Here is a 22,196-nt window from a genome sequence, read left to right on the forward strand (position 1 = left end):
ATAAAAAGCTGGGTGCTTTGTAAAAGCTGGATAAATAACTAGGGAATAATTTGGCAAGCAAGCATATAATAGTCAGGATCTAATAACGTTTATGTCACCACAGAGCAACCACTATGCCCCGCCGCGATGATATTCACAAAATCTTGCTCCTTGGTTCTGGTCCGATTGTGATTGGACAAGCCTGTGAATTTGACTATTCCGGGACTCAGGCTTGTAAGGCACTCCGGGAAGAAGGCTATGAAGTGGTACTGGTAAACTCTAATCCAGCTAGTATCATGACTGACCCGGAAACGGCTGACCGTACCTACATCGAGCCCCTAACTCCAGAAATCGTCGAGAAGGTGATCGAAAAAGAACAACCATGTGCTTTACTGCCAACCATGGGGGGTCAGACGGCTCTGAATATTGCGGTTGACCTAGCTAAGAATGGGGTTTTGGAAAAGCATGGAGTGGAGCTAATTGGGGCAAAGCTAGAGGCGATAGAAAAGGCTGAAGACCGCCAGTTGTTCAAGGAAGCAATGGAAAGGATTGGGGTAGGGGTCTGTCCTTCGGGCATTGCGAATAATCTCAAGGAGGCTAAAGCGATCGCACAAGAAATCGGCTCTTACCCGCTGATTATTCGCCCGGCTTTTACCCTGGGGGGTAGTGGTGGTGGCATTGCCTATAACAAAGAAGAATACGAAACAATGGCTCAGGGGGGTTTGGATGCTTCGCCAGTGTCTCAAATCTTGGTGGAAAAGTCTTTGTTGGGCTGGAAGGAGTATGAGTTAGAGGTGATGCGAGATTTGGCAGATAATGTAGTGATTATCTGTTCCATTGAAAATGTTGACCCGATGGGGATTCATACTGGGGACTCGATTACTGTTGCTCCTGCTCAAACCCTGACAGATAAGGAATACCAACGGTTGCGGGATTACTCGATTAAAATTATTCGGGAGATTGGGGTTGAAACCGGAGGGTCAAATATTCAGTTTGCTGTCAATCCCATCAATGGCCAGGTCATTATCATTGAGATGAATCCTCGGGTTTCTCGTAGTTCTGCCCTAGCCTCGAAAGCAACAGGGTTCCCGATTGCTAAGTTTGCGGCTAAATTAGCCGTGGGGTATACCCTCGATGAAATTCCCAACGATATTACTAAACAAACTCCTGCTTCCTTTGAACCAACTATTGACTATGTGGTAACTAAGGTACCCCGGTTTGCCTTTGAGAAGTTTCCCGGTAGTAAACCAATCCTGACTACTCAGATGAAGTCAGTGGGAGAAGCGATGGCGATTGGACGGACCTTTCTCGAATCGTTTCAGAAAGCGTTGCGCTCCCTGGAAACTGGACGCTTTGGGTGGGGATGCGATCGCAAAGAGAAGCTGCCATCTCTCGAACAAGTGCGCTATGGTTTACGAACCCCGAATCCAGAACGTATCTTCACGGTGGGTCATGGTTTGATGCTAGGGATGACCCTAGAAGAAGTACAGGAACTCACAGGAATTGACCCCTGGTTTTTGGATAAATTGGCGGAGTTGCTGGAAACGTCAAAATTCCTCAAACGTAACCCATTGCAGACCTTGAACAAAGAGCAGTTATGGGCAGTCAAACGTCAGGGATTTAGCGATCGCCAAATTGCTTTTGCTACCAAGACCTCGGAAGATGAGGTGCGTGAATACCGTAAGCATCTAGGAGTAGTACCAGCATATAAGCTAGTAGATACCTGTGCAGCAGAGTTTGAGGCATTTACACCTTATTATTACTCCACTTATGAAGAAGAGTCGGAAGTGATACCTTCGGATCGGCGGAAGGTGATGATTTTAGGTGGGGGACCAAACCGGATTGGTCAAGGGATTGAGTTTGACTATTGCTGTTGTCATGCATCTTATGCTCTGAGTAAGCAGGGGTTTGAGACAATCATGGTCAACTCCAACCCAGAGACAGTTTCTACAGATTATGATACAAGCGATCGCTTATATTTTGAGCCCCTGACCAAAGAGGATGTACTCAATATTATTGAGGCGGAAAATCCGGAAGGGATTATTGTTCAATTTGGGGGACAGACACCGCTTAAGTTAGCAGTGCCGTTGCAAGAAGCCTTGAAGGTTAGCAGGTTGAAGGTTGGCAACCAACAACTGGTAACCCAAATTTGGGGAACCTCTCCCGACTCAATCGACGTAGCTGAGGATCGGGAGCGGTTTGAGAAGATTTTGCGGAAGTTAGATATTAAGCAGCCACCCAATGGAATTGCTCGCAGTTATGGGGAAGCACTAGAGGTGGCGAAACGGATTAGTTATCCAGTGGTGGTGCGTCCGTCTTATGTGTTGGGGGGACGGGCTATGGAAATTGTCTATTCCGATGAGGATTTGAAACGCTACATGAAGTTTGCGGTGCAGGTGGAACCAGAGCATCCGATTCTGATTGATAAGTTTTTAGAGAATGCTGTAGAGGTAGATGTGGATGCGATCGCAGATGACACTGGTCGGGTAGTGATTGGTGGCATCATGGAACACATCGAACAGGCGGGGATTCACTCCGGAGACTCTGCTTGTTCTTTACCCCACACCTCTCTAACACCCGTTGCTTTGGAAACTATTCGCACTTGGACTTATCAGCTGGCAAAAGCCCTGAAGGTGGTGGGGTTGATGAATATTCAATTTGCGGTGCAAGGGGAAACCGTTTACATACTCGAAGCCAATCCCAGAGCATCCCGAACAGTTCCCTATGTCTCCAAGGCAACAGGGGTACCCCTGGCGGGGTTAGCATCTCGGGTTATGTCCGGTGAAACCTTGGAATCCCTTGGGTTAACTGAAGAAGCTAGCCCTAAGCACATTGCAGTCAAAGAAGCGGTATTGCCCTTTGAGAAATTTCCTGGTACAGACACCCTCCTCGGACCAGAAATGCGTTCTACTGGGGAAGTAATGGGGATTGACACAGATTTTGGGAAGGCATTTGCCAAAGCAGAATTAGCAGCTGGTCAGCGTTTACCCCTGTCTGGCACAGTGTTCGTTTCTACAAATCACCGAGACAAGCAAAATGTAGTACCAGTGGCGAAAGACTTAATCGAGTTGGGATTCGAGCTAGTGGCAACGGATGGCACTCGCAAGGTGCTGCAAGAGCATGGACTGGATGTGGAGTTGGTGTTAAAACTCCATGAAGGACGTCCCCATGTCTTGGATTGGATTAAGAATCAAAAGATTCAGCTAATTATTAATACCCCTTCTGGAGAAGATGCCTATGCCGATGGGCGGTTAATTCGCCGAACAGCATTAGGCTATAAAATTCCGATTGTGACTACAATTGCTAGTGCTAAAGCAACAGCAGCAGCAATTCGTTCACTACAGTCCCAACCACTGGGAGTAAAAGCTCTACAGGACTATATCACGAATTAGCTTTTGCTCTCACAGCCGTAGGGTGTGTTAGGGACGGGCTCGCCCTAATTTTCTCGGTAGCCAGTGTTAGGATAGCCCGTCCCGTAACGCACCGCCAGGGTTTGGACTACATCTTTACCACTACCATTCTCCTGAAACCTTCTGTTCCCTGTTCCCTGTTCCCTGTTCCCTATAGCTGAAACCCTTGATTTTTGGTTTAACTTGGTAAGTCCCACTAATTTTCCCAATCTTGGCTAGTATCACACCAAAAACTATCCTCAATCACCTCATCAAAGGAATAAAGACAAGCTTCTGGGAAGGTTCGTATTGGTAAATTAGTTTCCCGCAAAGCTAAATCAATACCTGCTTCATAGCCATCCATCATTGCTTCCGACCGGCGAGACTTTAAGCTCGGGTTTTGCCGTAAATGTCGTTTAATTGCCCGACGTTGTTCTCTAATACTCAAAAACCAACTGCGGCTACGATGCTCTGGCTGATACTGCCACTTGAGCAGATGACCAAGCAGAACGCAAAGGCGACTTACTAATTCCCGATATTCCTGTCTTCCCAAAGCTTGAATTTCTTCCTCCAGATGCTGCCAATCAAGCTCAGAAAATTGCTTGTGCTTCAGTGCTTGCGCCTGCTGCTGAGTCCAAGCATAAAAGTCTTGCTCGTATAGGGATGGTTTATCCATAAACTTGAAAAAGTTATTACAGTTTTTTACATTGCCAAAAATACCTATATAGTTTATTATCTCTTGCCTTTTGCCTTTTGTCTCTTGCCTAAAGTAATATGTTCACAACTAAAATTAAAATGCTATTAGCTGGGACAATCTTATCCATTATAACCCTTTATAAACCTTACACTATACCTCGGTCCAGCCCTCAATCGTTGCTATCAAAATATTCACAAGTGGGTGCTCTATAGCTTCTTTGAACGCATCAACTCCTCCAGCTTCCAAGGCATTAATAACCTTTGCTTTCAGGGTAGGATTACTGTTGATTTCTTCAGCAGCCTCAGCGACAACTGTTAATTTTTCAATTTCGGTTGTGGTTGGCTTAATTTGTGAAAGTTGGTTTAGGAGTTTCTGAATCTCTGCTGCTGCCTCTGCCAGATTTTTGGTTGGGGCGTAGTAGTGCTGAGCGCCAACTATTTTGCTGTCATTGACTGTTCCCGCGTAACCAAAACCGATTGAAGAATTGCTCTGGTCTATGTTGTTGGCTGCGAAATCAATAGTATTATAAATAGGTCTGTTAGCCTGGAGCTTAATGATTTCCACTAGCTCCGCACTTTGATGACGATAAATCTCTATTTCGCTATGCTTAGCCTTTAATTGAGCTAGATATTTTTCCTCGACTGCTTTAAGTGCTAACTCATAATTATGCTTGAAATCCTTTTCAATTTCAGCTTTGTTGAACTCCCTAGGTATGTTTATGCGAATCACGATAGTACCATCCCCCTTATTCTCAATAGATTGAATCGCTAACTCCTGTGCCCCGCTTTCAACTTTTATCTTCTGGAATGAGGGAAGAAATGCCTGCCAGTTAAGTCCATGAACGAAAATCAAATCAAGAGTTTCTAAAACTTTTTGAAATAACTTACTAAATTCTTCTGGAGCAAAGTTACCGCTATGGGGACGACGCTCTTGTTGAGAATCTCTCAGATAAACATAAGCACAAATTATCCCATCAAGATTTGTAGCACTATTGATATTCCAGTCTTGTATACAAGTCCCAGTCAATAATGCTTTTTCAAAGTTAGTATTCAATGCTTGAACTGCCGTTAGATTAGCTCCAGTCAAATTGGCTTGACTGAGATTAGCTTCACTGAGATTAGCGTGACTGAGATTAGCTCCAGTCAGATTAACTTGACTGAGATTAGCTTCACTGAGATTAGCGTGACTGAGATTAGCTCCACCAAGATTAACGTTACTAAGATTAGCTCCCCTAAGATTGGCTCCAGTTAAGTTTCTTTCCATGAGCTCTGGAACTAACTCAGTGTTTCTTGCCCTCCACTGATTCCAAGCTTCTAGTCTTTTTTGATATAAAATCAGGTCTTCGTTGTTGGCTTGCTGCTGAGTGATAAAGCTAATTGGAGCAAGATCATTCCAAGTGGGAGGCAATTCTGCGGGATTCTGGAACAAAACTGGCAACCAACTAGCACAGGGAAAATCATTCTCTAATCCTTGCAATTGTTCCCTTGCTTCCCTTACTGAAATATATAACGATTTTCCCCTTGAAAATGACTTAAGAAATCCCTTTAAAAACTCCTGAGCTACTAGATCTGGTACTGGCTCTCGCATCACAATAACTTGCGGGATGTGCAAGTCAGTTAAACTTTGTGCTAAACCTAGCCCATCACAAGAGTTAAAAATAGCTATCTTTAATCGCCTTTCAATTGAAGCTTTTAAAGCATTTTTTAACTCACTAATTATTAAGCTATCTGTTTGGTTAATACAAATATAGCCGCTCTTGCCATCTACTTGGCTGTAACTATGCCCAGAAAAAAAGAGGATATCCCAGCCTTTTTCGTCCCATAATGCCCTATCTAATTCCAGGCGTGACGGCTCAACCAGAAACGTAGGTTCTATATTAGGTAAATGTTCTAGTAATTCTCGGTCTGTTTCAAGATTAATTCCGTCACTGTTTCCCAAAACAGCTAAAATTCTCACCTTATCGTTGATAATAGAAGAGACGGTGCGCTTAACTCTATCATAGGTTAATTCCGCCAAAGCCACCTCAGCTTTGCGGTAATGATCAAAAATGTCCCACAGATGCCAGGAGATTCGTCGTAACTGAATATCTTCCACTTGGATAATTACGCGAATTTCGTCAGAAGGACTTAAATTTTTCAGAAATGCCTCTTTGATGACACGAAAATCTTCATAATTAAGCCAAGTATTTAGACTTTTTACCAAGTTTTTGGATAATTTACGAAACTGATCTCTACTGATGATAGAAGTGTTTATCTCTGGTTTTTTATTCAAAGCGCGTACAGAAAAACCTAGGTTTTGATATATTAAATGCCAGCGCTTATGGAGTTTAGCCAATTCTGGTGCTGGGGGCAATTTTCCTAGTATTTTTATTGATGGAATAGCGCGATCATCTCCAATCTTTATAGTAGCTAAACAACCAGTTTCAAGGTTTCCCTCTCCTAGATTTATTACAACTAATTTACCCATTTTTTAATTATAAAAAAAACTAAACCATAAACAAATCTGTAAAACTGAAATTACCCCCATAGTCTATTTTAACACTGAATTTATCTCCATAATCAGCACTAAACCTTAGCTGGATGCCAAGATCACCAAGTTGTGATTGTGCTTCTATAAAAGTTTCATCTGAGTCATCAAGTACAATCATCTTGGTATTTTCTGGTAAATATTTTGGGTCGCTGATAGCATATAGCTGTAGAAAAATATCGACTTCATTATTAGTTTCTCTAGCCACATGGAGCACTAAAGCCATCTGGTATCTATTATCCCAGGTAATTTTTTTAACTCGATGGACTCCTTTGATGTGCCTAAGAGCATATCTATAAGAAGGTTGTACTGTTCCTAAAATCTCGTGCCATGGATGCCAATTTTGTTGCTCCGCCTCACGAAAGTCATTGCCCAACCAATTATTCAAGTTTATTGCATTCTGAACAAGTTCAGTCTGCCAGGGATTTAGCACTGATGTTTCAGGTTCTAGCAGCTCATAAATTAGCTCATAAATATCAAAGTCTTTATCAAAGCAGTATTCTAATGACTGACGCTCTAACACTTGTTTAACTGACAAAACTGGCAAAACTGGAAAAGTAAAGCCCATAGAATTTAATTGTTGAGCATTTAAGGTTACCAAGGCTTCCAGATTATTAACCCTTGCACAAACCAGCTCTTCAGCAACTTCAAAACCTGTCACCTCTATAAGGTTGTATAATCGATCTTTCTCTGAAATGGTGTAATCGAAAGGGCATTCCTTTAGAATTCCCATTACCATAGATAAAATTTGTGTCGCATCTTTTTCGCTCCTCAGGATTTTGGCGTAATAAAATAATTTAGCCACAGTCGCTTTGGCAACATAGCCCTCAATTCGTTGGGATTCAATAATTTCCAACAACTTTAGCGTCTGTTCCAAAAACGGCTCTTGCTCGATCAGGAGACACATCAAGACACTTAAACTTACCAAAACCCTCATAATTGAACATCAATAGCAGTTCTCAAATGAATAAACTACAGTGAACACACCCAGTGAACACACCCAGTCAATGTTGATTGCAGCAACAGCTCATTCTCAGCTGACCCCCTAATCAGGAATGGGGGCTATTCACGTGAAAACCGCTGTATGCATCTTGTAACTAAATTGAGTAACTAATTAGTTACTCAATTTAGTAGTCCTTGAATTTAGAGTCTCTTGGAATCTCGGGGTTGACTGAAGACTTTTCACCTTTTACTAGCTTACGCAATCGCGCTGATTTAGACCCTTTTGATACAGAAGACCGAGGTTTACGGCTGCTTGGCTCCTGATCCAGTACCTGGTTTAGATTCTCCTTCATCTCCATGAATAACTCTTGCAATTCATCCAGACGCCTCTCTAGATTAGAGTCAGTCTTAGGTACAGGGGATACTCCCAGGGATTGAGCAACTCCTTGAATGGCAAGTGCGAGATCAGTAACATTGGTTTGTTTTCTGAGGTTCTCAACGGAGGCTTCTACTACTGTTAAACGCTCCTCTACTGAGTCATCGGTTTCCAAACCCTGTCTCAGCAGTCTGTTGATTAACTCTGTCACTGAAATGCCCTTCTCCTCAGCGCGCTCTTTGAGGGCTTGTGCTAGGTCTTCAGATAGTCTGAAACTAACTAGTTTTCTGGACATAACAATTTATTCACATTAACTAGTGATATACGTATTATAGCTTTTTTGGTGGCTAGTGATATACGTATTATAGCTGCTTGCTGATCAGTAATTACTATGATATGGTTCCTCTAACCCAGTTAATATAGGGATTTCAGCTATTTTCAAAAATATATCCCCGACGTCAGCCTGTCTGCTAGTGGTCAAATTTGATATACGTATGATATACAAAAGTTATACATGATTGGAGGTGCCCAGATGAAGCGTCTAAGAGACTTTTTCAGAAAAGCGAGAACTCCGATAGCGGTAGTGAGTGCAATACTTGTCGGAGCTAACGCTGGGATTGGAATTTGGCAAAATTTAGATTTAAACAGTCAAATTCAGGAGATTATCAACAAAACCTGGGATCATAGTGAGTCTTCTGCTGAAACAAGCAGGAAAGATACGGACCTTCCTGAAGATCTACCTCCTAAACTCTGAAGAAGCTACAGAAATCGGTGACTTGCCCACCCAGTGGCAAAGGGAATGAGTCGATGGGGGTGCATCTCTAGCTATGGTGATCAATGCTCTCTGTTTTAGGGAAGCAACTGAGTTGGGACTGAGAAATTTTTCCAGTCCCGTTAGCTATAGTAATGTGAATAATTTAGACAAAGAGCTTGAGGTCGCATTTCCGATCAACGTCTTGCTGTTACCGTAAGAAGTTGGTTTAAGCTGGTTGACTCAAGGCTTCCGTTAGATAATCTGCCGCTGCTTCCACTAATGCGATCGCATTTTCATAAATCATGCGAGTTGGTCCAATAATTCCCACACTTCCCACCGGCACTTGGTCTTGCTGATAGTTAGCAGATACCAAGGTACAGCCACGCATCGGTTCCAAGGAATTCTCCGCACCAATCCTAATATTCACACGAGAGTTAACTTCACACTCTTCCGGTACTTTAAAGATTACTGACCACAGTTGCTCCTGTTCCTCTTCCAACAGATGTAGCAAACCTAGAGTCTGGTCGATTTCCGAAAATTCTGGTTGACGCAACACCTCTGAGATGCCACGAATCATAATCGGGCTGGACTTAGGTGCTACAGTGCGGCGGGTCAACTCAGCTAATAAATTGCTGAAAAAATCCGCATAGCGGACAAATTCTCGGTCTAATTCACCCCAATCTAATTTCTCCAATTCCCTGAGAGTTCTTCCGCGCAGCTTACTATTCAAAAAGTTAGATAATATTTTTAACTCCCGCTCCACAATCGACTCATCAACCGTCCTATCATCCTCTGACTGGGGCAGATTCATCAATACCGACTGAGTTTCATAACTATCGGTAACTATAATCAACATCACCTGCCCTAGCTCTAGGTGCATCAACTGTAGATGGCGCAGGCGAGTAGTGCGATTGTCAGGGAAAGTAATTAAAGCAATATATCCACTAACCGTTGCCAGAATTTGAGCAGCATTCCGTAGCAATACCTCAAACTTAGCTTCCTCCCAGTTCAACTTCTCTGCCAATAAATTCTCAACATACTGACTCAAGGTTTCTGACGGTTGAATCAGCTGGTCAACATAGGTTCGATAACCTGAATCAGAAGGAACCCTACCTGCAGAGGTATGGGGTTGATATAGTAGTCCAACTTTTTCCAACATACTCATGCAAGAACGAATCGTCGCTGGACTAACACTCAGGTCATATTCTTGAACCAAGGCTTTAGAACCAACCGGTTCCGCCGTGGCAATATAGTGACGAATAGTCGCCCAGAGAATATGTTGTTGCCGACTTGTTAAACTTAGTTGTTGGCGAGACATTTTGAACCAAAGCTGAACTTCATTTTAAAGGGAAAAAAGTCTAAATTAGAGGGAGGAGTTACCATTAAGGTGATAAAACATAATAACTAGGAAGCGATGCAGCGCGGTTTTGGGGGTTTCCCCCATGAGCGACTGAATTAAGACATAGAATTTTGCCTAAAAGCTGGCTTGAGTTAAGCAGTCTTTAGTCCAAAACAGTAGGGCTGATAATTAGATATCCCAATCAATCACCAAAAATCAGGGTTGGTTTTGGTGAAAGTTGGAAGTATCTGGCATTTATCCATAGCTATGGCAGCTTCTGCTCACCCAAGGATTAAGTTGGTTATTAATACATTTTCTCTAATAATATTTGCTGTAAGAACATTTGTTCTAAGATAGCAGAATCTACTCATAGCAGTAGTTAGCAGTGAGCTGCAATTAGTAACGAGGAATGCTATCATCAACTATGATTGAGTATGCGTCAATACCCCCAGCTACATTCTTGACATTCGTGAACCCCTGACTGATTAACCACTGACACATCTGAGCCGAGCGCATACCATGATGGCACATGACCATGGTTTCGACTGCGGGGTCAAAGCGAGTAGAGATTTCCCCAGACCACTGAGCAAATTCACTCAAAGGCAGAATTTCAAACCCTTCTATAGAAGCGATCGCAACTTCTTGCCGTTCTCGGACATCAATAAGCTGTAACTGCTCCGGGGAATCTGCCATCTGCCTTGCCAGTTGTTCAACACTGATTTCAAGAAGAGGTTGATCAAACGATTGAGCGACCATAGGACGGAAATAGCTGTAACGCGCTTGTTTTCTTAGTTTTGACCTTTATTTTACCTCTAGTCATCCCAATTTCATTGATTCGCCCTAAAGATAATGATCAGGTGATGGGCTGAGCAGCTATGGTCGCTGATTAATATGTACCAATATTTAAAGGAGTTACGATCAGCATTAACATCAGCTTTAAGTCGTCAGCTATCATGCTTAAAATAAACATCGAACACAATAATTTAATAGTTCGAGATTTTACAGAATTGAAAGTTTGGTCATTTGCCCATCTAAGTATTCAGGCGTTGGCTGATAGCACCTCAAGTAGCACCTCAAGTAGCGCTTAAGCTGATAGCTGATAGCTAATTGGTAAAGAATAAATTAATACCAAAGCTATAAATAAATAATTAATGTGGCAGATAGCAGAGTGTCACAGGTATTCCTATCAAACAACAGAGGTTTATAGGAAAATCTAAGTAAGTACTGTAATTTTTTATAGTTTACTCGTACTCAAATAGGGAGGAAATAGTAACAACTAGTCTTAGGAGGGTTTTGACAATGGTACGACAAGGTGTTAGAGGAGTCATAGCTTTAATAGTAGCCCTCTGTTCTATGCCAGTTTTATCTCAGACAGCGAATTTTGCTTCTTTAAACTTATCACCTGGTTTTTCCCCAAGTCAAGGACAGGTCAGTGGTCACACCGGTGGTGCTTACTCGTTGTCATCGATTGCGAATAGCGATCGCAACAATGATCCCTGTATCGGTTTTGGAGACCCTACTCCAGATCACCTGATGGTTTTGGAGACAGATTTCCATAATTTAACTATAGGGGTCAACACAGGGGGAAAGGATACCACTTTACTAATTCAGTTTCCCAACAATCAGATCCTTTGTGGGGATGATACAGGTTCAAAAAAAGATGCCAGCATAACCGCACAAAATTGGCCAGCTGGGACATACCAAATCTGGGTAGGTTCCTTTGAGGGAGGACAAAGGTGGGATTACACCCTGACAGCTGTTGAGTAACTAAAAACGGTAAACTAGTTAGTAATCTGTTCAAGTATTAATTCTGGTGACCCCTAGTGCTATCTGCCCTGATTGCTGACTTCCGTATTATCTTTGAGCGTGACCCAGCTGCTCAGAACTGGCTGGAAGTTTTGTTCTGCTACCCTGGTCTACAGGCTCTGCTGTTCCATCGCTGCTGTCACTGGTTACATGTGATTGGGATTCCATTCATTCCTCGACTGCTGAGTCAGTTATCCCGATTTGTTACAGGTATTGAAATTCATCCGGGTGCCAAAATTGGTCATGGTGTATTTATCGACCATGGTATGGGTGTGGTGATTGGAGAAACCGCCATTGTGGGAGACTACTGTCTAATCTATCAAGGTGTTACCCTCGGCGGTACAGGAAAGGAAAGTGGCAAGCGCCACCCTACTCTAGGAGAAAATGTAGTGCTGGGAGCTGGTGCTAAGGTGCTAGGGAATATCCAAATTGGTAATAATGTGCGCATTGGTGCTGGCTCAGTGGTCTTGCGAGATGTTCCTTCCGATTGTACTGTCGTCGGTATTCCAGGTCGGATTGTCTATCGTTCCGGTGTGCGAGTCAATCCCCTTGAACATGGTAGCTTGCCTGACTCAGAAGCCAAGGTAATTCGAGCGTTAGTAGACCGGATTGAGTCTCTCGAACAACAGCTGCAAGAGTTAGCTCAGCAAAAATCTTCAATGGCATCAATGATGTCTGATCACTCTTCAACACCAGATGCTCCAGAGAAGGGGGCTAATGCCCCATGTTGTGATCTCCAGGATAAAGAAATTCGGCAGTTTTTAGATAGTTTTGATACTCCCACCGCTAAATCGAAGATTATAGCGGGGGATTCTTAAGAGCATAAAACTCTTACTGGCACAGCCAAACAGCCGAAGCTAAGGATTAACAGCTTTTTGAAACCACTCCCCAGAACTGTCTTGGTAGTAAAGCCATCGGTTTTGGGGGAAACCCTGCAACGCTAGGTGATCCACCTTGACTGGTTCGATCAATAATAGGCAAAAATTTGGCAAAGGCTGATCTAGGGCAGGTGGCGGTGGGGAAAAGGCTTGTTTATCTGCTACTCTGGCAACACCAGGGTCAGGCCAAGCAAATTGTAAACGAGCTGCATCAGAAAGATTTTGCCAAGTCTCTTGGCGGACTTGTTGAAGTCCTTCGTCGGGATAATCAGCAGTGATCAGGGTCAACTGGCCTGCTAAACGAAATTGTTCACGAGTGTTAGGAAAGTACCAACAAACTTCTCCCCAGGGATGATGATTAATGTCGTGAATTTTATGGCTACGGGTATCGGTAATAACTTTGAGTTGGTTGGAATTGTCCAAAAAACCTCGAAAAACTACGGTGCGGTTAGCCGGATAGCCCTTGGGGTCAACGGTTGCAAGTTGAAAGTAACGGGCATAAGCTAGGCTCCGATTGTGATGGAGTGCGCGAGCTAGGGGCGATCGCCAAAGAGCAATAGGCATTTTTTTTGAGACATAGCCCAGAAAATAGCGCAAATGTAGGGTAGTTTCAAGCTCAGGATGGAACCAAGTCGCAAGTTGGCTGACAAAACGTTAGAATCCCAATTAGAATCCCAATCTAATCACTCATACAACTATTGGCAGCACAACCAGCACCAGGAGAGCAACTCATGTTCCTCAATGAACTGACACCAATTTTTGAAGAATTTACTCAGCAGCCTGTAGCTTTTTTGGGCGGATTTTTTTCAGGAGTGTTCCGCCTGAATCTCTCAGATGATCCTCTCAAAAGTTGGCTAGAGGCTCAAACTGGCTCTGAAGCAGACAAAGATGGTCATAACAGAAGCGAAAATGATAAAAATAAGGGTCCGCAGTCGATTTCCATTGATTAAGAGCTAATTCAACTCTATTTAGCGTGGGTGTTTGGGGTATAATTGGTGCTTAAGCACCACCCTAAAACATTTTTTTGATGAATTATTAAATAGTGTCAACTAGACAACCACTGATAATCCCGTAAGTGAGCTATCATGAAACGGTATTCACAAGTTCAGTGGATTCCTTTGGTAAAACTTTGATTTTGCTTCCCCCCCCTGAGGTGGTTGCCCACTGTCGAAATTTACCACTGGTTCCTCAGATATGACCGTGAGCAACCAAAATACGTTGTACTCCGTTCCTCTGTGCCTCTGAACTTTAGTTCTATGTTCTGCCTCATCGATCGACATGACCATTTACGTCGGAAACCTGTCCTATCAAGCCACCGAAGACGACTTAAAAACAGTTTTTGGAGACTACGGCACCGTTAAACGAGTTGTTATGCCCACAGACCGTGAAACCGGCAAAATGCGCGGGTTTGCCTTTGTGGAAATGACAGAATCAGATCAAGAAGACTCAGCTATATCTCAGTTGGATGGTGCTGAGTGGATGGGACGTAGAATCAGGGTCAATAAAGCCAGACCTCGGGAAAATCGTAGTAACGCTCCACGGCGCAATTCCTGGTAGTTGGTAATCAGCTGTTGAACAAGATTGAGCGACGTATTCCCCCACCTGGCTATCGCCACGCTGCGCGAACGTTCAGGTGGGGGTTAGGGGCGCACATGTCTTACGCCTTCTGTCCGGTCAATCCGGTCAAGAAACGACAAATTCTGTGCTATAACTAGGTTTATGTTGAGCGGTACGGCAAAGGGCAGAACAAGATTCTGAACAACCTGGAGGCACGACCTCTCAACGAAAGGGAAATCAAACCTGTAAATCCTGTGTAGTCGGTTTATATACGTCAGACTCTAGGTGAGAGATTCTAAACATGGCCCCATAGCGGAAACGACTTGGGGGAACAGTCCAGCAAAAGTCCTGGAAGCAGGCGCGAGAATGCCGCCTGTCGCGAGGGATAAGCCCTTGTAATCAAGACGGACACTCCCACCTGGTACGCGAGGTGGGGGAAGCATTCATCATCTAATTGGTATAACTGATTAAGTGTTCTTTAAGAGTTCTGAATTTGACCATTGACCGTTGACCGTTGACCACTAACAGTCAACAGTCAACAAGATTCATGTACTTAAAACGTTCATGATCTAAAAACTGTCTAATCTCCTAGACAAATACCTAATCCTCTAGCGGTTCTTACCAGAGTTCCGTTCGGATTCACAGCTTGATAATGCTTAATCGTTTCCTCAATCGGTACACTTACAACCTGGCGATATTGCCATGTAACCATCTGGTCATATCGTTCATTGGCGATTAAGTCAACTGCTGCCACACCGAAGGCTGAGGCAATTAAGCGATCAAGGGGTGAAGGAGTGGCACCCCGCTGGGTGTGTCCAAGAACTGTAACTCGCGTTTCCGCTCCAATCGAATTACAAATCTCTTGGGCTAGATATTGACCAATACCACCTAAGCGACATTCACCAAATCCGACATTACTCTGAAGCACCTCACCGGTAGCAGTGCGAACCGCCTCGGAAACAACGATTAAACAGAAGTTTCGCCCTTGCTCCTGAAGTTGCTTAATTTTATGGCAGACATTGTCAAGGGTATAAGGAATTTCTGGAATCAGAATAACGTCAGCCCCTCCTGCAATGCCAGCACTGATAGCAATGTGACCAGCATCACGCCCCATCACTTCCAAAATCATCACCCGGTCATGGCTAGCCGCAGTGAAGTGTAAGCGATCTAGAGCTTCGGTGGCAATGTTAACGGCAGTGTCAAACCCAATAGAGCGTTCGGTAATGGCAACGTCATTATCGATAGTCTTGGGTATACCTACCAATTTCATCCCCCCTTGTTGGGCAAGTTTGCGCAAAATAGCCAAACTGCCATCACCTCCAATACCAATTAGAGCGTCTAGACCCAGTTGGTGATAGCCATCAGCAATATCACTGCTGCGATCGCATAGTGTGCCATCCGGCATTGGGAAAGCAAAGGGGTCGCCTTTGTTAGTAGTGCCAAGCATTGTACCACCCATAGTCAAGATCCGATCAACCTTGTCCAAAGTTAGGTTAATCGCTTGAGGCGGATTTTGCATCAACCCCTGAGTAGCCCGACAGATGCCAAGCACCTCCCAGTTGTAAGTAGCCACAGCTCGGTGAGTCACAGCTCGAATCACCGCATTGAGACCAGCACAATCTCCACCACTGGTCAGAATGCCAATGCGTTTAGTTTCTCCCATAATCTCCGTTTAAGGTTGCAATGCTTATGTTCAGATCAATTTGACCTCAGGTATAGCCTCCAAGACAAGAAAAATGGTGTGAAGATTTGATTTCTGTATTTCTTCTAAAGTTATTAAGCATCATCAAAAATGCCTCCCTAAGATAGAAAGTGAAGAGGACTAGGCACTGGGCCAATCGGTACTCTTGCGAACACCAACATCTCTGACAAACCAAGTGCCCTAAGACCTAGGGAGGACAAAAATTATGGCAGAGGGAGCTGAACCTAGAACTCAAGAAAGAGCCCTGGATCGGGATTGTAAAACGTTATCCCGTCACGTTTTCGAGCAACTCCAAAGTTTTTCGATGGAGGCACAAGACCTAAGTGCCCTCATGAATCGCATCGCCCTAGCTGCCAAGCTAATTGCTCAACGCATGAGCCGAGCTGGTTTGATGGAAGGGGTGTTAGGATTCACCGGTGAAGTCAATGTGCAGGGTGAATCTGTCAAAAGGATGGATCTCTATGCCAATGATGTTTTCATCTCGGTATTTAAGCAAAGTGGTCTCGTCTGTCGCTTGGCCTCCGAGGAAATGGAAAAACCCTACTATATCCCGGAGAATTGCCCAATTGGACGTTACACTCTGCTGTATGACCCCATTGATGGTTCCTCCAATATCGACACGAACTTGAATGTTGGTTCGATTTTTTCGATTCGTAAGCAAGAAGGAGAGGATCTAGACGGGGAAGCCCGTGATCTTCTCCAAAACGGGCATAAGCAAATTGCTGCTGGCTACGTTCTCTATGGTCCTAGCACAATGCTGGTGTATTCCATCGGCACGGGTGTTCATGCCTTCACTCTCGATCCAACCTTGGGAGAGTTTATCCTGTCGAAGGAAAACATTCAGGTGCCAGAACATGGCCCAGTGTATAGCACCAATGAAGGAAACTTCTGGCAGTGGGAAGAATCCATACGGGACTATGTTCGCTATGTCCATCGCCATGAAGGCTATACCGCTCGCTATGGTGGGGCATTAGTGGGAGATTTTCACCGCATCTTGTATCAGGGCGGTGTATTCCTTTATCCCGGTACTGTGAAAAAACCAGAAGGGAAGTTGCGTCTACTATACGAATCTTCTCCCCTAGCCTTTTTGATAGAACAAGCCGGAGGCGCTGCCAGTACAGGTACCGAAGACATTTTGGACACTGTGCCAACAACCCTCCATGCTCGTACTCCATTAATTATTGGCAGCAAAGAGGATGTAGCTTTGGTCAAGTCCTTCATCGAGGAAAAGGCAAGGCAGGCGCAAGAAAAGTTGGAAGTGGCAGGGCACGTAGATCAGGGTGAACCGGTTGAAGGTTAACTGGTTGAAGGTTGAAGGTTGAAGGTTGAAGGTTAACTGGTTGTTCGCGTAGCGTGGCCTTTTGGCCAAGGTTAAGCGGTTGTTCGCGTAGCGTGGCCTTTTGGCCAAGGTTAACAGGTTGAACGCGATGGACGAAGTCCCGCAATCGAGCGATCGCGTGGCCTTTTGGCCAAGGTTAACCGGTTGAACGCGATGGACGAAGTCCCGCAATCGAGCGATCGCGTGGCCAAAGGCCAAGGTTAACCGGTTGAAGGTGGCAATGAATACCTCCCTACCCTTCGGTTTTTCCTTTGGGGTAAGGCCACGGCTAATCTTTGAGAAAAGCTTCGCCGAACTCCAACCAACCGTCAAGCCAATAGTCAAGCCAATAACTTTCAACCAACCAACTAACCCTACACCGAACCCCAAGGCGAACAACCAATCAACCAACCTTCAACCAATCAACCTTCAACCACCCAACCTTCAACCACCCAACCTTCAACCAACCAACCTTCAACCAACCAACCTTCAACCAACCAACCTTCAACCAACCAACCTTCAACCTTCAACCAACCAACCCTACACCGAACCCGAAAGGTGAACAACCTTAAACCCTTGACAAATAACACATAAGGAGCTAAGCAATGACAACGACAGCCGAGAATCCGATTTTTCAGATTGAAAAAAATTATGGTCAGAGTATCTGGATGGATAATCTCAGCCGCACGCTGATTGAGTCTGGAGAACTAAAAGAACTGATTAAAACCCGGGGAATTTGTGGGATAACCTCCAACCCAGCAATTTTTGAAAAAGCGATCGCAGGCAATGCCATCTACGATACCGATATCGAAGCCGGTATTCGTGCCGAGAAGTCGGTGATGGAAATTTACGAAACCCTGGTATTTGAAGACATTTCTAATGCTTGTGATATCTTCAAACCTGTCTACGACCAAACCAATGGGTTAGATGGTTACGTCAGCATTGAAGTCCCACCCACTATCGCCAAAGATACTCAAAGCACGATTTCCGAAGCCCAACGCTATTACGAAGCTATTGGTAGGGAAAACGTGATGATTAAGATTCCCGGTACCCCAGAAGGGTTACCCGCAGTAGAGCAAGCTATCAGTGAAGGTATCAACGTTAATGTCACCTTGCTCTTCTCTGTAGAAAGCTACGTTGAAACATTCTGGGCTTATATCCGGGGTTTGGAAAAACGAGCCGCAGAAGGGAAAGATATTAGCAAGATTGCTTCTGTAGCTAGTTTCTTCCTCAGCCGCATTGATACCAAAGTGGATGCCAAATTGGAGGAAAAAAGTGCGGCGAGCGATGACCCCAATGTGACAGAGAAGCTAAAGGGAATCGAAGGCAAAGTTGCGATCGCTAACGCTAAAGTTGCCTACCAGAAGTACAAAGAAATTATCCAAAGCGATCGCTGGAAAGCTCTATCAGCAAAAGGTGCACAGGTACAGCGGTTATTGTGGGCAAGCACCAGCACCAAAAACCCTGCCTACAGTGATGTGATGTATGTCGATGAACTCATTGGACCGAATACTGTCAACACCCTGCCTCCCAATACCATCGAAGCTTGTGCCGATCACTGTTCCCCAGAAAGTCGGATTGAGACAGGTGTTGAAGAAGCTTACCAAACCATAAACTCTCTTAACGATCCTGATGTCAATATCAATCTCAGCGAAGTTATGGATGAATTACTTGAGGAAGGGATCGTTAAATTTGTTAAGCCCTTTGATTCCTTAATATCATCTTTAGAAAGCAAAGTCAAACTATTGGCTACGGTGTAATAGAAGACGTTGAAGGTTGCCAGTTAATTTAGGTTGAAGGTTGTCGGTTGACAAAATGGCTTCGATAGAAAGCTAATTTAAAGTGTTAACCGTCACCCTTCAGCCTACCCTAAAACGAACACCTGGGTAACAACAACCTTTAACCTTTAACCTGATAACCTTGGCCAAAAGGCCACGCTACGCGAACACCCTGATCACCTTCAATAGGCAAAGATGGTTACTCTGCTAGAAAATCCCTTAAGAGTGGGCTTGCAACAGGAGCGCACGCCAGAACCATTGATTATGGTGATTTATGGCGCGTCCGGAGATTTGACTAAACGCAAGCTCGTACCAGCACTTTACCAGCTTAAACGAGAACGACGTCTACCACCAGAAATTACCATCGTTGGTGTTGCCCGTCGAGATTGGACTCATGACTACTTCCGGGAACAAATGCGGGAGGGAATTGAGGAATTTTCCGACGGGATTCAATCGGAGGAGTTGTGGCAAGACTTTGCCGATGGCCTGTTTTACTGTTCCGGTGACATGGATAAAGCCGAAAGTTACCAGAAGCTGAAAGCCTTCTTGGCAGAACTCGATGGTAAACGGGGAACACGGGGAAACCGGGTATTTTATTTAGCCGTAGCTCCCAGATTCTTTACAGAAGCCATCCAGCAATTGGGGGCAGCGGGAATGTTGAGTGACCCAGTCAAGCAGCGCTTGGTAATTGAAAAACCCTTCGGAAAGGATTTAAGTTCAGCTCAATCTCTGAACCGGGTGGTACAAAAAGTTTGCAAGGAAGAGCAAATTTACCGCATTGACCACTATCTCGGCAAAGAAACCGTTCAGAATCTGTTAGTGTTCCGTTTTGGTAATGCTATATTTGAGCCCCTTTGGAATCGCCAGTTTGTTGACCATATCCAAATTACCGTAGGCGAATCGGTAGGGGTAGAGGAACGGGCAGGTTACTACGACAAATCCGGCGCACTGCGGGATATGGTGCAGAACCATTTGATGCAGCTATTTTGCCTAACGGCCATGGAAGCTCCCAATGCTCTGGACGCTGACAGTATCCGTACTGAAAAGGTCAAGGTGATTCAAGCTACTCACCTGGCAGATATTCATAATCTAGAAAATTCAGCAGTGCGGGGTCAGTATGCAGCAGGTTGGATGAAAGGCAAACAAGTGCCTGGGTATCGGGAAGAGAAAGGGGTTGACCCCAATTCCACTACCCCCACCTATGTCGCCCTAAAGCTACTGATTGATAACTGGCGCTGGCAAGGAGTTCCCTTTTACCTGCGCACGGGTAAACGACTGCCGAAGAAGGTCAGTGAGATCTCCATTCAGTTTCGTAAAGTTCCCCTAATGATTTTTAAATCTGCGGCTCAGCAGACTAGCCCCAATGTCTTAACTCTGCGCTTGCAGCCCAATGAGGGAATTTCTCTGCGTTTTGAGGCGAAACGGCCAGGACCAGATTTGCGCACCCGCACCGTAGATATGGACTTTAGCTACGGTTCTTCCTTTGGTGTGGCAACCGCTGATGCGTATAATCGACTGTTACTTGACTGTATGTTAGGGGATCAAACCTTGTTTACCCGTGCTGATGAAGTGGAAGAAGCCTGGCGGGTAGTGACACCAGCCTTAGCAGCTTGGGATGGTCCGGCTGACCCAGCATCGATACCTCAGTATGAAGCAGGAACTTGGGAACCGAAGGAAGCTGAAAACCTCATTAATCGAGATGGGCGTCGTTGGCGCAGACTTTAAGTTAGTTAGTGACTACTGACTACTGACTACTGACCATTGACCATTGACAAAAAACAAGTGAATTGCTATGGCTACACAATCTCCTCCGTTGCTTTCGATACAACCACCCAAAGATGTTTCTTTGGGTGAAATTGAAGCGGAACTGCGTCAAATTTGGCAAAGCTATGGTGAAAACGGTGATTCGCCCAGTGCGATCAGGGCAACCACATTTAGTTTAGTGGTTTATGAACCCGAAGAAACCCAGCAGCTCTTAGCAGCACTGGGATATTATTCCGGTCCAATTGATGGTATCCTAGGCCCGCGCATGGTGGCTGCTCTCAAGGCAGCACAGAAAGCCTACGGATTGGAAAGAACGGGTAAAGCAGATGAGGCGACTAAGGCAAAACTACGGGAGGAATACAATGAATCTGTCCAGAAGGGACAGACCCAGAAGAAGCTAGAGTATTCCGGTGATTTAGAAGGATTTGGAATTGCCGATGCGATCGCAGCCTCTAACCCCTGTCGCATTATTGCCCTTTGTCCTATTGCCGGAGAAGATGAAGGGGTTAAGGCTCAGGTATCTGCCTCTTGCCCCATTCAAAAGCAAAGCCAGAGTACATTAATATGTTGTGAATACATCACCCTAACTGGCACGGCTGCTGCGTTGGAACGGATTAGCGGTGTCATTTCGGAATTGATGTTACCAGAACTGCCGAAATTCCTATGGTGGAAGGGAACTCCCGATCCTAATTATGGGTTGTTCCAACGCTTAGCAGGGCTAAGTAATACCGTCATTGTTGACTCAAGTAGCTTTAACAATCCAGAGGAACAGTTATCACAAATGTGTGAGCTGATCAATCAGGGCACACCAGTGGCTGACCTGAATTGGGCACGGTTGGCAGCATGGCAAGAGTTAACCGCAGAAGCATTTGATCCACCAGAACGTCGTGGGGCAATCTACGAAGTTGATCAAGTTACCATTGATTACGAAAAAGGGAATGAGGCTCAAGCACTGATGTTTCTGAGTTGGTTAGCATCTCGCTTAGAATGGCTTCCCACGTCTGATCTCAAAGAAGGTGGGGATTACGACCTGCGGCGTGTTAAATTTATCAGACCCAACCAGCAACCTGTAGAAGCAGAATTGGCAGCTATCCCCGTAGCTGATGTCGGAGATGTGGCAGGTGATTTGATTAGCCTGCGCTTGGGTTCGACCAACCTGCAAGCTGATTGCTGCACTGTATTGTGTTCACAAACCACTGGTTGTATGCGGATGGAAGCTGGTGGTGGTGCTCAGTCTTGCCGCATTCAGCAGGTATCGCCTTTATTTGACCAGAAGACAGAGTTTTTGCTCTCTCAGCAATTACAACGCTGGGGTCGGGAGATGCTATACGAAGAAAGTATGGCAGTGACCAAGGAAATTTTGAAGTTGACGGTGACAAGTTGAAGGTTTG

At 44.7% G+C, this 22,196-nt stretch carries 20 protein-coding genes; 11 read left to right on the plus strand and 9 right to left on the minus strand.

The window, feature by feature from the left end; translation table 11 throughout:
• The first annotated feature begins 113 nt into the window (after positions 1 to 113).
• Positions 114 to 3,371, plus strand: a complete 3,258-nt coding sequence (carB, locus tag F6K49_RS01760) for a carbamoyl-phosphate synthase large subunit (protein ID WP_293093637.1) — start codon at positions 114 to 116, stop codon at positions 3,369 to 3,371.
• A gap of 44 nt (positions 3,372 to 3,415) precedes the next feature.
• On the opposite strand, the gene F6K49_RS01765 is transcribed toward carB, so the two are convergent.
• From F6K49_RS01765 to F6K49_RS01785, 5 genes are all read right to left on the minus strand, one after another.
• Positions 3,416 to 3,586: a hypothetical protein gene (locus F6K49_RS01765; protein ID WP_293068899.1), complete on the minus strand. Its 171-nt coding sequence runs from the start codon at positions 3,584 to 3,586 to the stop codon at positions 3,416 to 3,418.
• Entirely contained in the window at positions 3,586 to 4,044 is a 459-nt protein-coding gene (locus F6K49_RS01770; protein ID WP_293068902.1) for a DUF29 domain-containing protein, read from the minus strand. The genes F6K49_RS01765 and F6K49_RS01770 overlap by 1 nt, the downstream gene beginning before the upstream one ends.
• Before the next feature lie 171 nt (positions 4,045 to 4,215).
• Positions 4,216 to 6,531, minus strand: coding sequence for a pentapeptide repeat-containing protein (locus F6K49_RS01775; RefSeq protein WP_293068905.1), 2,316 nt, complete (start codon positions 6,529 to 6,531; stop codon positions 4,216 to 4,218).
• 19 nt (positions 6,532 to 6,550) lie between these two features.
• Complete coding sequence (locus F6K49_RS01780; RefSeq protein ID WP_293068908.1) at positions 6,551 to 7,447, minus strand: DUF1822 family protein; 897 nt, start codon at positions 7,445 to 7,447, stop codon at positions 6,551 to 6,553.
• Between the two features lie 271 nt (positions 7,448 to 7,718).
• Complete coding sequence (locus F6K49_RS01785; RefSeq protein ID WP_293068911.1) at positions 7,719 to 8,204, minus strand: ribbon-helix-helix protein, CopG family; 486 nt, start codon at positions 8,202 to 8,204, stop codon at positions 7,719 to 7,721.
• Between the two features lie 237 nt (positions 8,205 to 8,441).
• On the opposite strand from F6K49_RS01785, the gene F6K49_RS01790 reads away from it, so the two are divergent.
• A complete protein-coding gene (locus tag F6K49_RS01790; RefSeq protein ID WP_293046887.1) occupies positions 8,442 to 8,663 on the plus strand; it encodes a hypothetical protein in 222 nt (73 codons plus the stop codon).
• Positions 8,664 to 8,889: 226 nt separating this feature from the next.
• Here F6K49_RS01790 and hrcA read toward each other — a convergent pair whose 3' ends face one another.
• Both hrcA and F6K49_RS01800 read right to left on the minus strand, forming a co-directional pair.
• On the minus strand, positions 8,890 to 9,981 hold the full coding sequence (gene hrcA, locus F6K49_RS01795; protein ID WP_293017368.1) for a heat-inducible transcriptional repressor HrcA: 1,092 nt from the start codon (positions 9,979 to 9,981) through the stop codon (positions 8,890 to 8,892).
• A 417-nt stretch (positions 9,982 to 10,398) separates the two neighbouring features.
• On the minus strand, positions 10,399 to 10,758 hold the full coding sequence (locus F6K49_RS01800; protein ID WP_293068915.1) for a rhodanese-like domain-containing protein: 360 nt from the start codon (positions 10,756 to 10,758) through the stop codon (positions 10,399 to 10,401).
• Between the two features lie 543 nt (positions 10,759 to 11,301).
• On the opposite strand from F6K49_RS01800, the gene F6K49_RS01805 reads away from it, so the two are divergent.
• Positions 11,302 to 11,769, plus strand: coding sequence for a hypothetical protein (locus F6K49_RS01805; protein ID WP_293093644.1), 468 nt, complete (start codon positions 11,302 to 11,304; stop codon positions 11,767 to 11,769).
• Positions 11,770 to 11,825: 56 nt separating this feature from the next.
• Entirely contained in the window at positions 11,826 to 12,626 is an 801-nt protein-coding gene (cysE, locus tag F6K49_RS01810) for a serine O-acetyltransferase (protein ID WP_293017371.1), read from the plus strand.
• A gap of 39 nt (positions 12,627 to 12,665) precedes the next feature.
• On the opposite strand, the gene F6K49_RS01815 is transcribed toward cysE, so the two are convergent.
• Positions 12,666 to 13,250 (minus strand): Npun_F5749 family FMN-dependent PPOX-type flavoprotein, encoded by a 585-nt coding sequence (locus F6K49_RS01815; protein ID WP_293093648.1) that lies wholly within the window; start codon positions 13,248 to 13,250, stop codon positions 12,666 to 12,668.
• A 167-nt stretch (positions 13,251 to 13,417) separates the two neighbouring features.
• Between F6K49_RS01815 and F6K49_RS01820 the strand changes: the two genes are divergently transcribed.
• On the plus strand, positions 13,418 to 13,636 hold the full coding sequence (locus F6K49_RS01820) for a hypothetical protein (protein WP_293038008.1): 219 nt from the start codon (positions 13,418 to 13,420) through the stop codon (positions 13,634 to 13,636).
• Positions 13,637 to 13,964: 328 nt separating this feature from the next.
• Positions 13,965 to 14,243: an RNA-binding protein gene (locus tag F6K49_RS01825; protein ID WP_075902801.1), complete on the plus strand. Its 279-nt coding sequence runs from the start codon at positions 13,965 to 13,967 to the stop codon at positions 14,241 to 14,243.
• A gap of 580 nt (positions 14,244 to 14,823) precedes the next feature.
• Here the strand turns inward: F6K49_RS01825 and F6K49_RS01830 are convergent.
• Positions 14,824 to 15,906 (minus strand): ATP-dependent 6-phosphofructokinase, encoded by a 1,083-nt coding sequence (locus tag F6K49_RS01830; protein WP_293093652.1) that lies wholly within the window; start codon positions 15,904 to 15,906, stop codon positions 14,824 to 14,826.
• Between the two features lie 244 nt (positions 15,907 to 16,150).
• Here F6K49_RS01830 and fbp point away from each other — a divergent pair, with 244 nt between their 5' ends.
• The 5 genes from fbp (at position 16,151) to opcA (ending at position 22,189) form a co-directional block, all read left to right on the plus strand.
• Positions 16,151 to 17,245 (plus strand): class 1 fructose-bisphosphatase, encoded by a 1,095-nt coding sequence (gene fbp / locus F6K49_RS01835; RefSeq protein WP_293017374.1) that lies wholly within the window; start codon positions 16,151 to 16,153, stop codon positions 17,243 to 17,245.
• 259 nt (positions 17,246 to 17,504) lie between these two features.
• Positions 17,505 to 17,825, plus strand: coding sequence for a hypothetical protein (locus F6K49_RS01840; protein ID WP_293068928.1), 321 nt, complete (start codon positions 17,505 to 17,507; stop codon positions 17,823 to 17,825).
• A gap of 43 nt (positions 17,826 to 17,868) precedes the next feature.
• Positions 17,869 to 19,023, plus strand: a complete 1,155-nt coding sequence (gene tal, locus F6K49_RS01845) for a transaldolase (RefSeq protein WP_293017376.1) — start codon at positions 17,869 to 17,871, stop codon at positions 19,021 to 19,023.
• Between the two features lie 213 nt (positions 19,024 to 19,236).
• Positions 19,237 to 20,766: a glucose-6-phosphate dehydrogenase gene (gene zwf, locus F6K49_RS01850; protein ID WP_293017377.1), complete on the plus strand. Its 1,530-nt coding sequence runs from the start codon at positions 19,237 to 19,239 to the stop codon at positions 20,764 to 20,766.
• 67 nt (positions 20,767 to 20,833) lie between these two features.
• Positions 20,834 to 22,189 carry a glucose-6-phosphate dehydrogenase assembly protein OpcA gene (opcA, locus tag F6K49_RS01855; RefSeq protein ID WP_293068933.1) on the plus strand — a complete coding sequence of 452 codons (1,356 nt, stop codon included), beginning with the start codon at positions 20,834 to 20,836 and terminating at the stop codon, positions 22,187 to 22,189.
• The last annotated feature ends 7 nt before the right edge of the window (positions 22,190 to 22,196 follow it).

This window comes from Moorena sp. SIO3I6, from assembly GCF_010672095.1.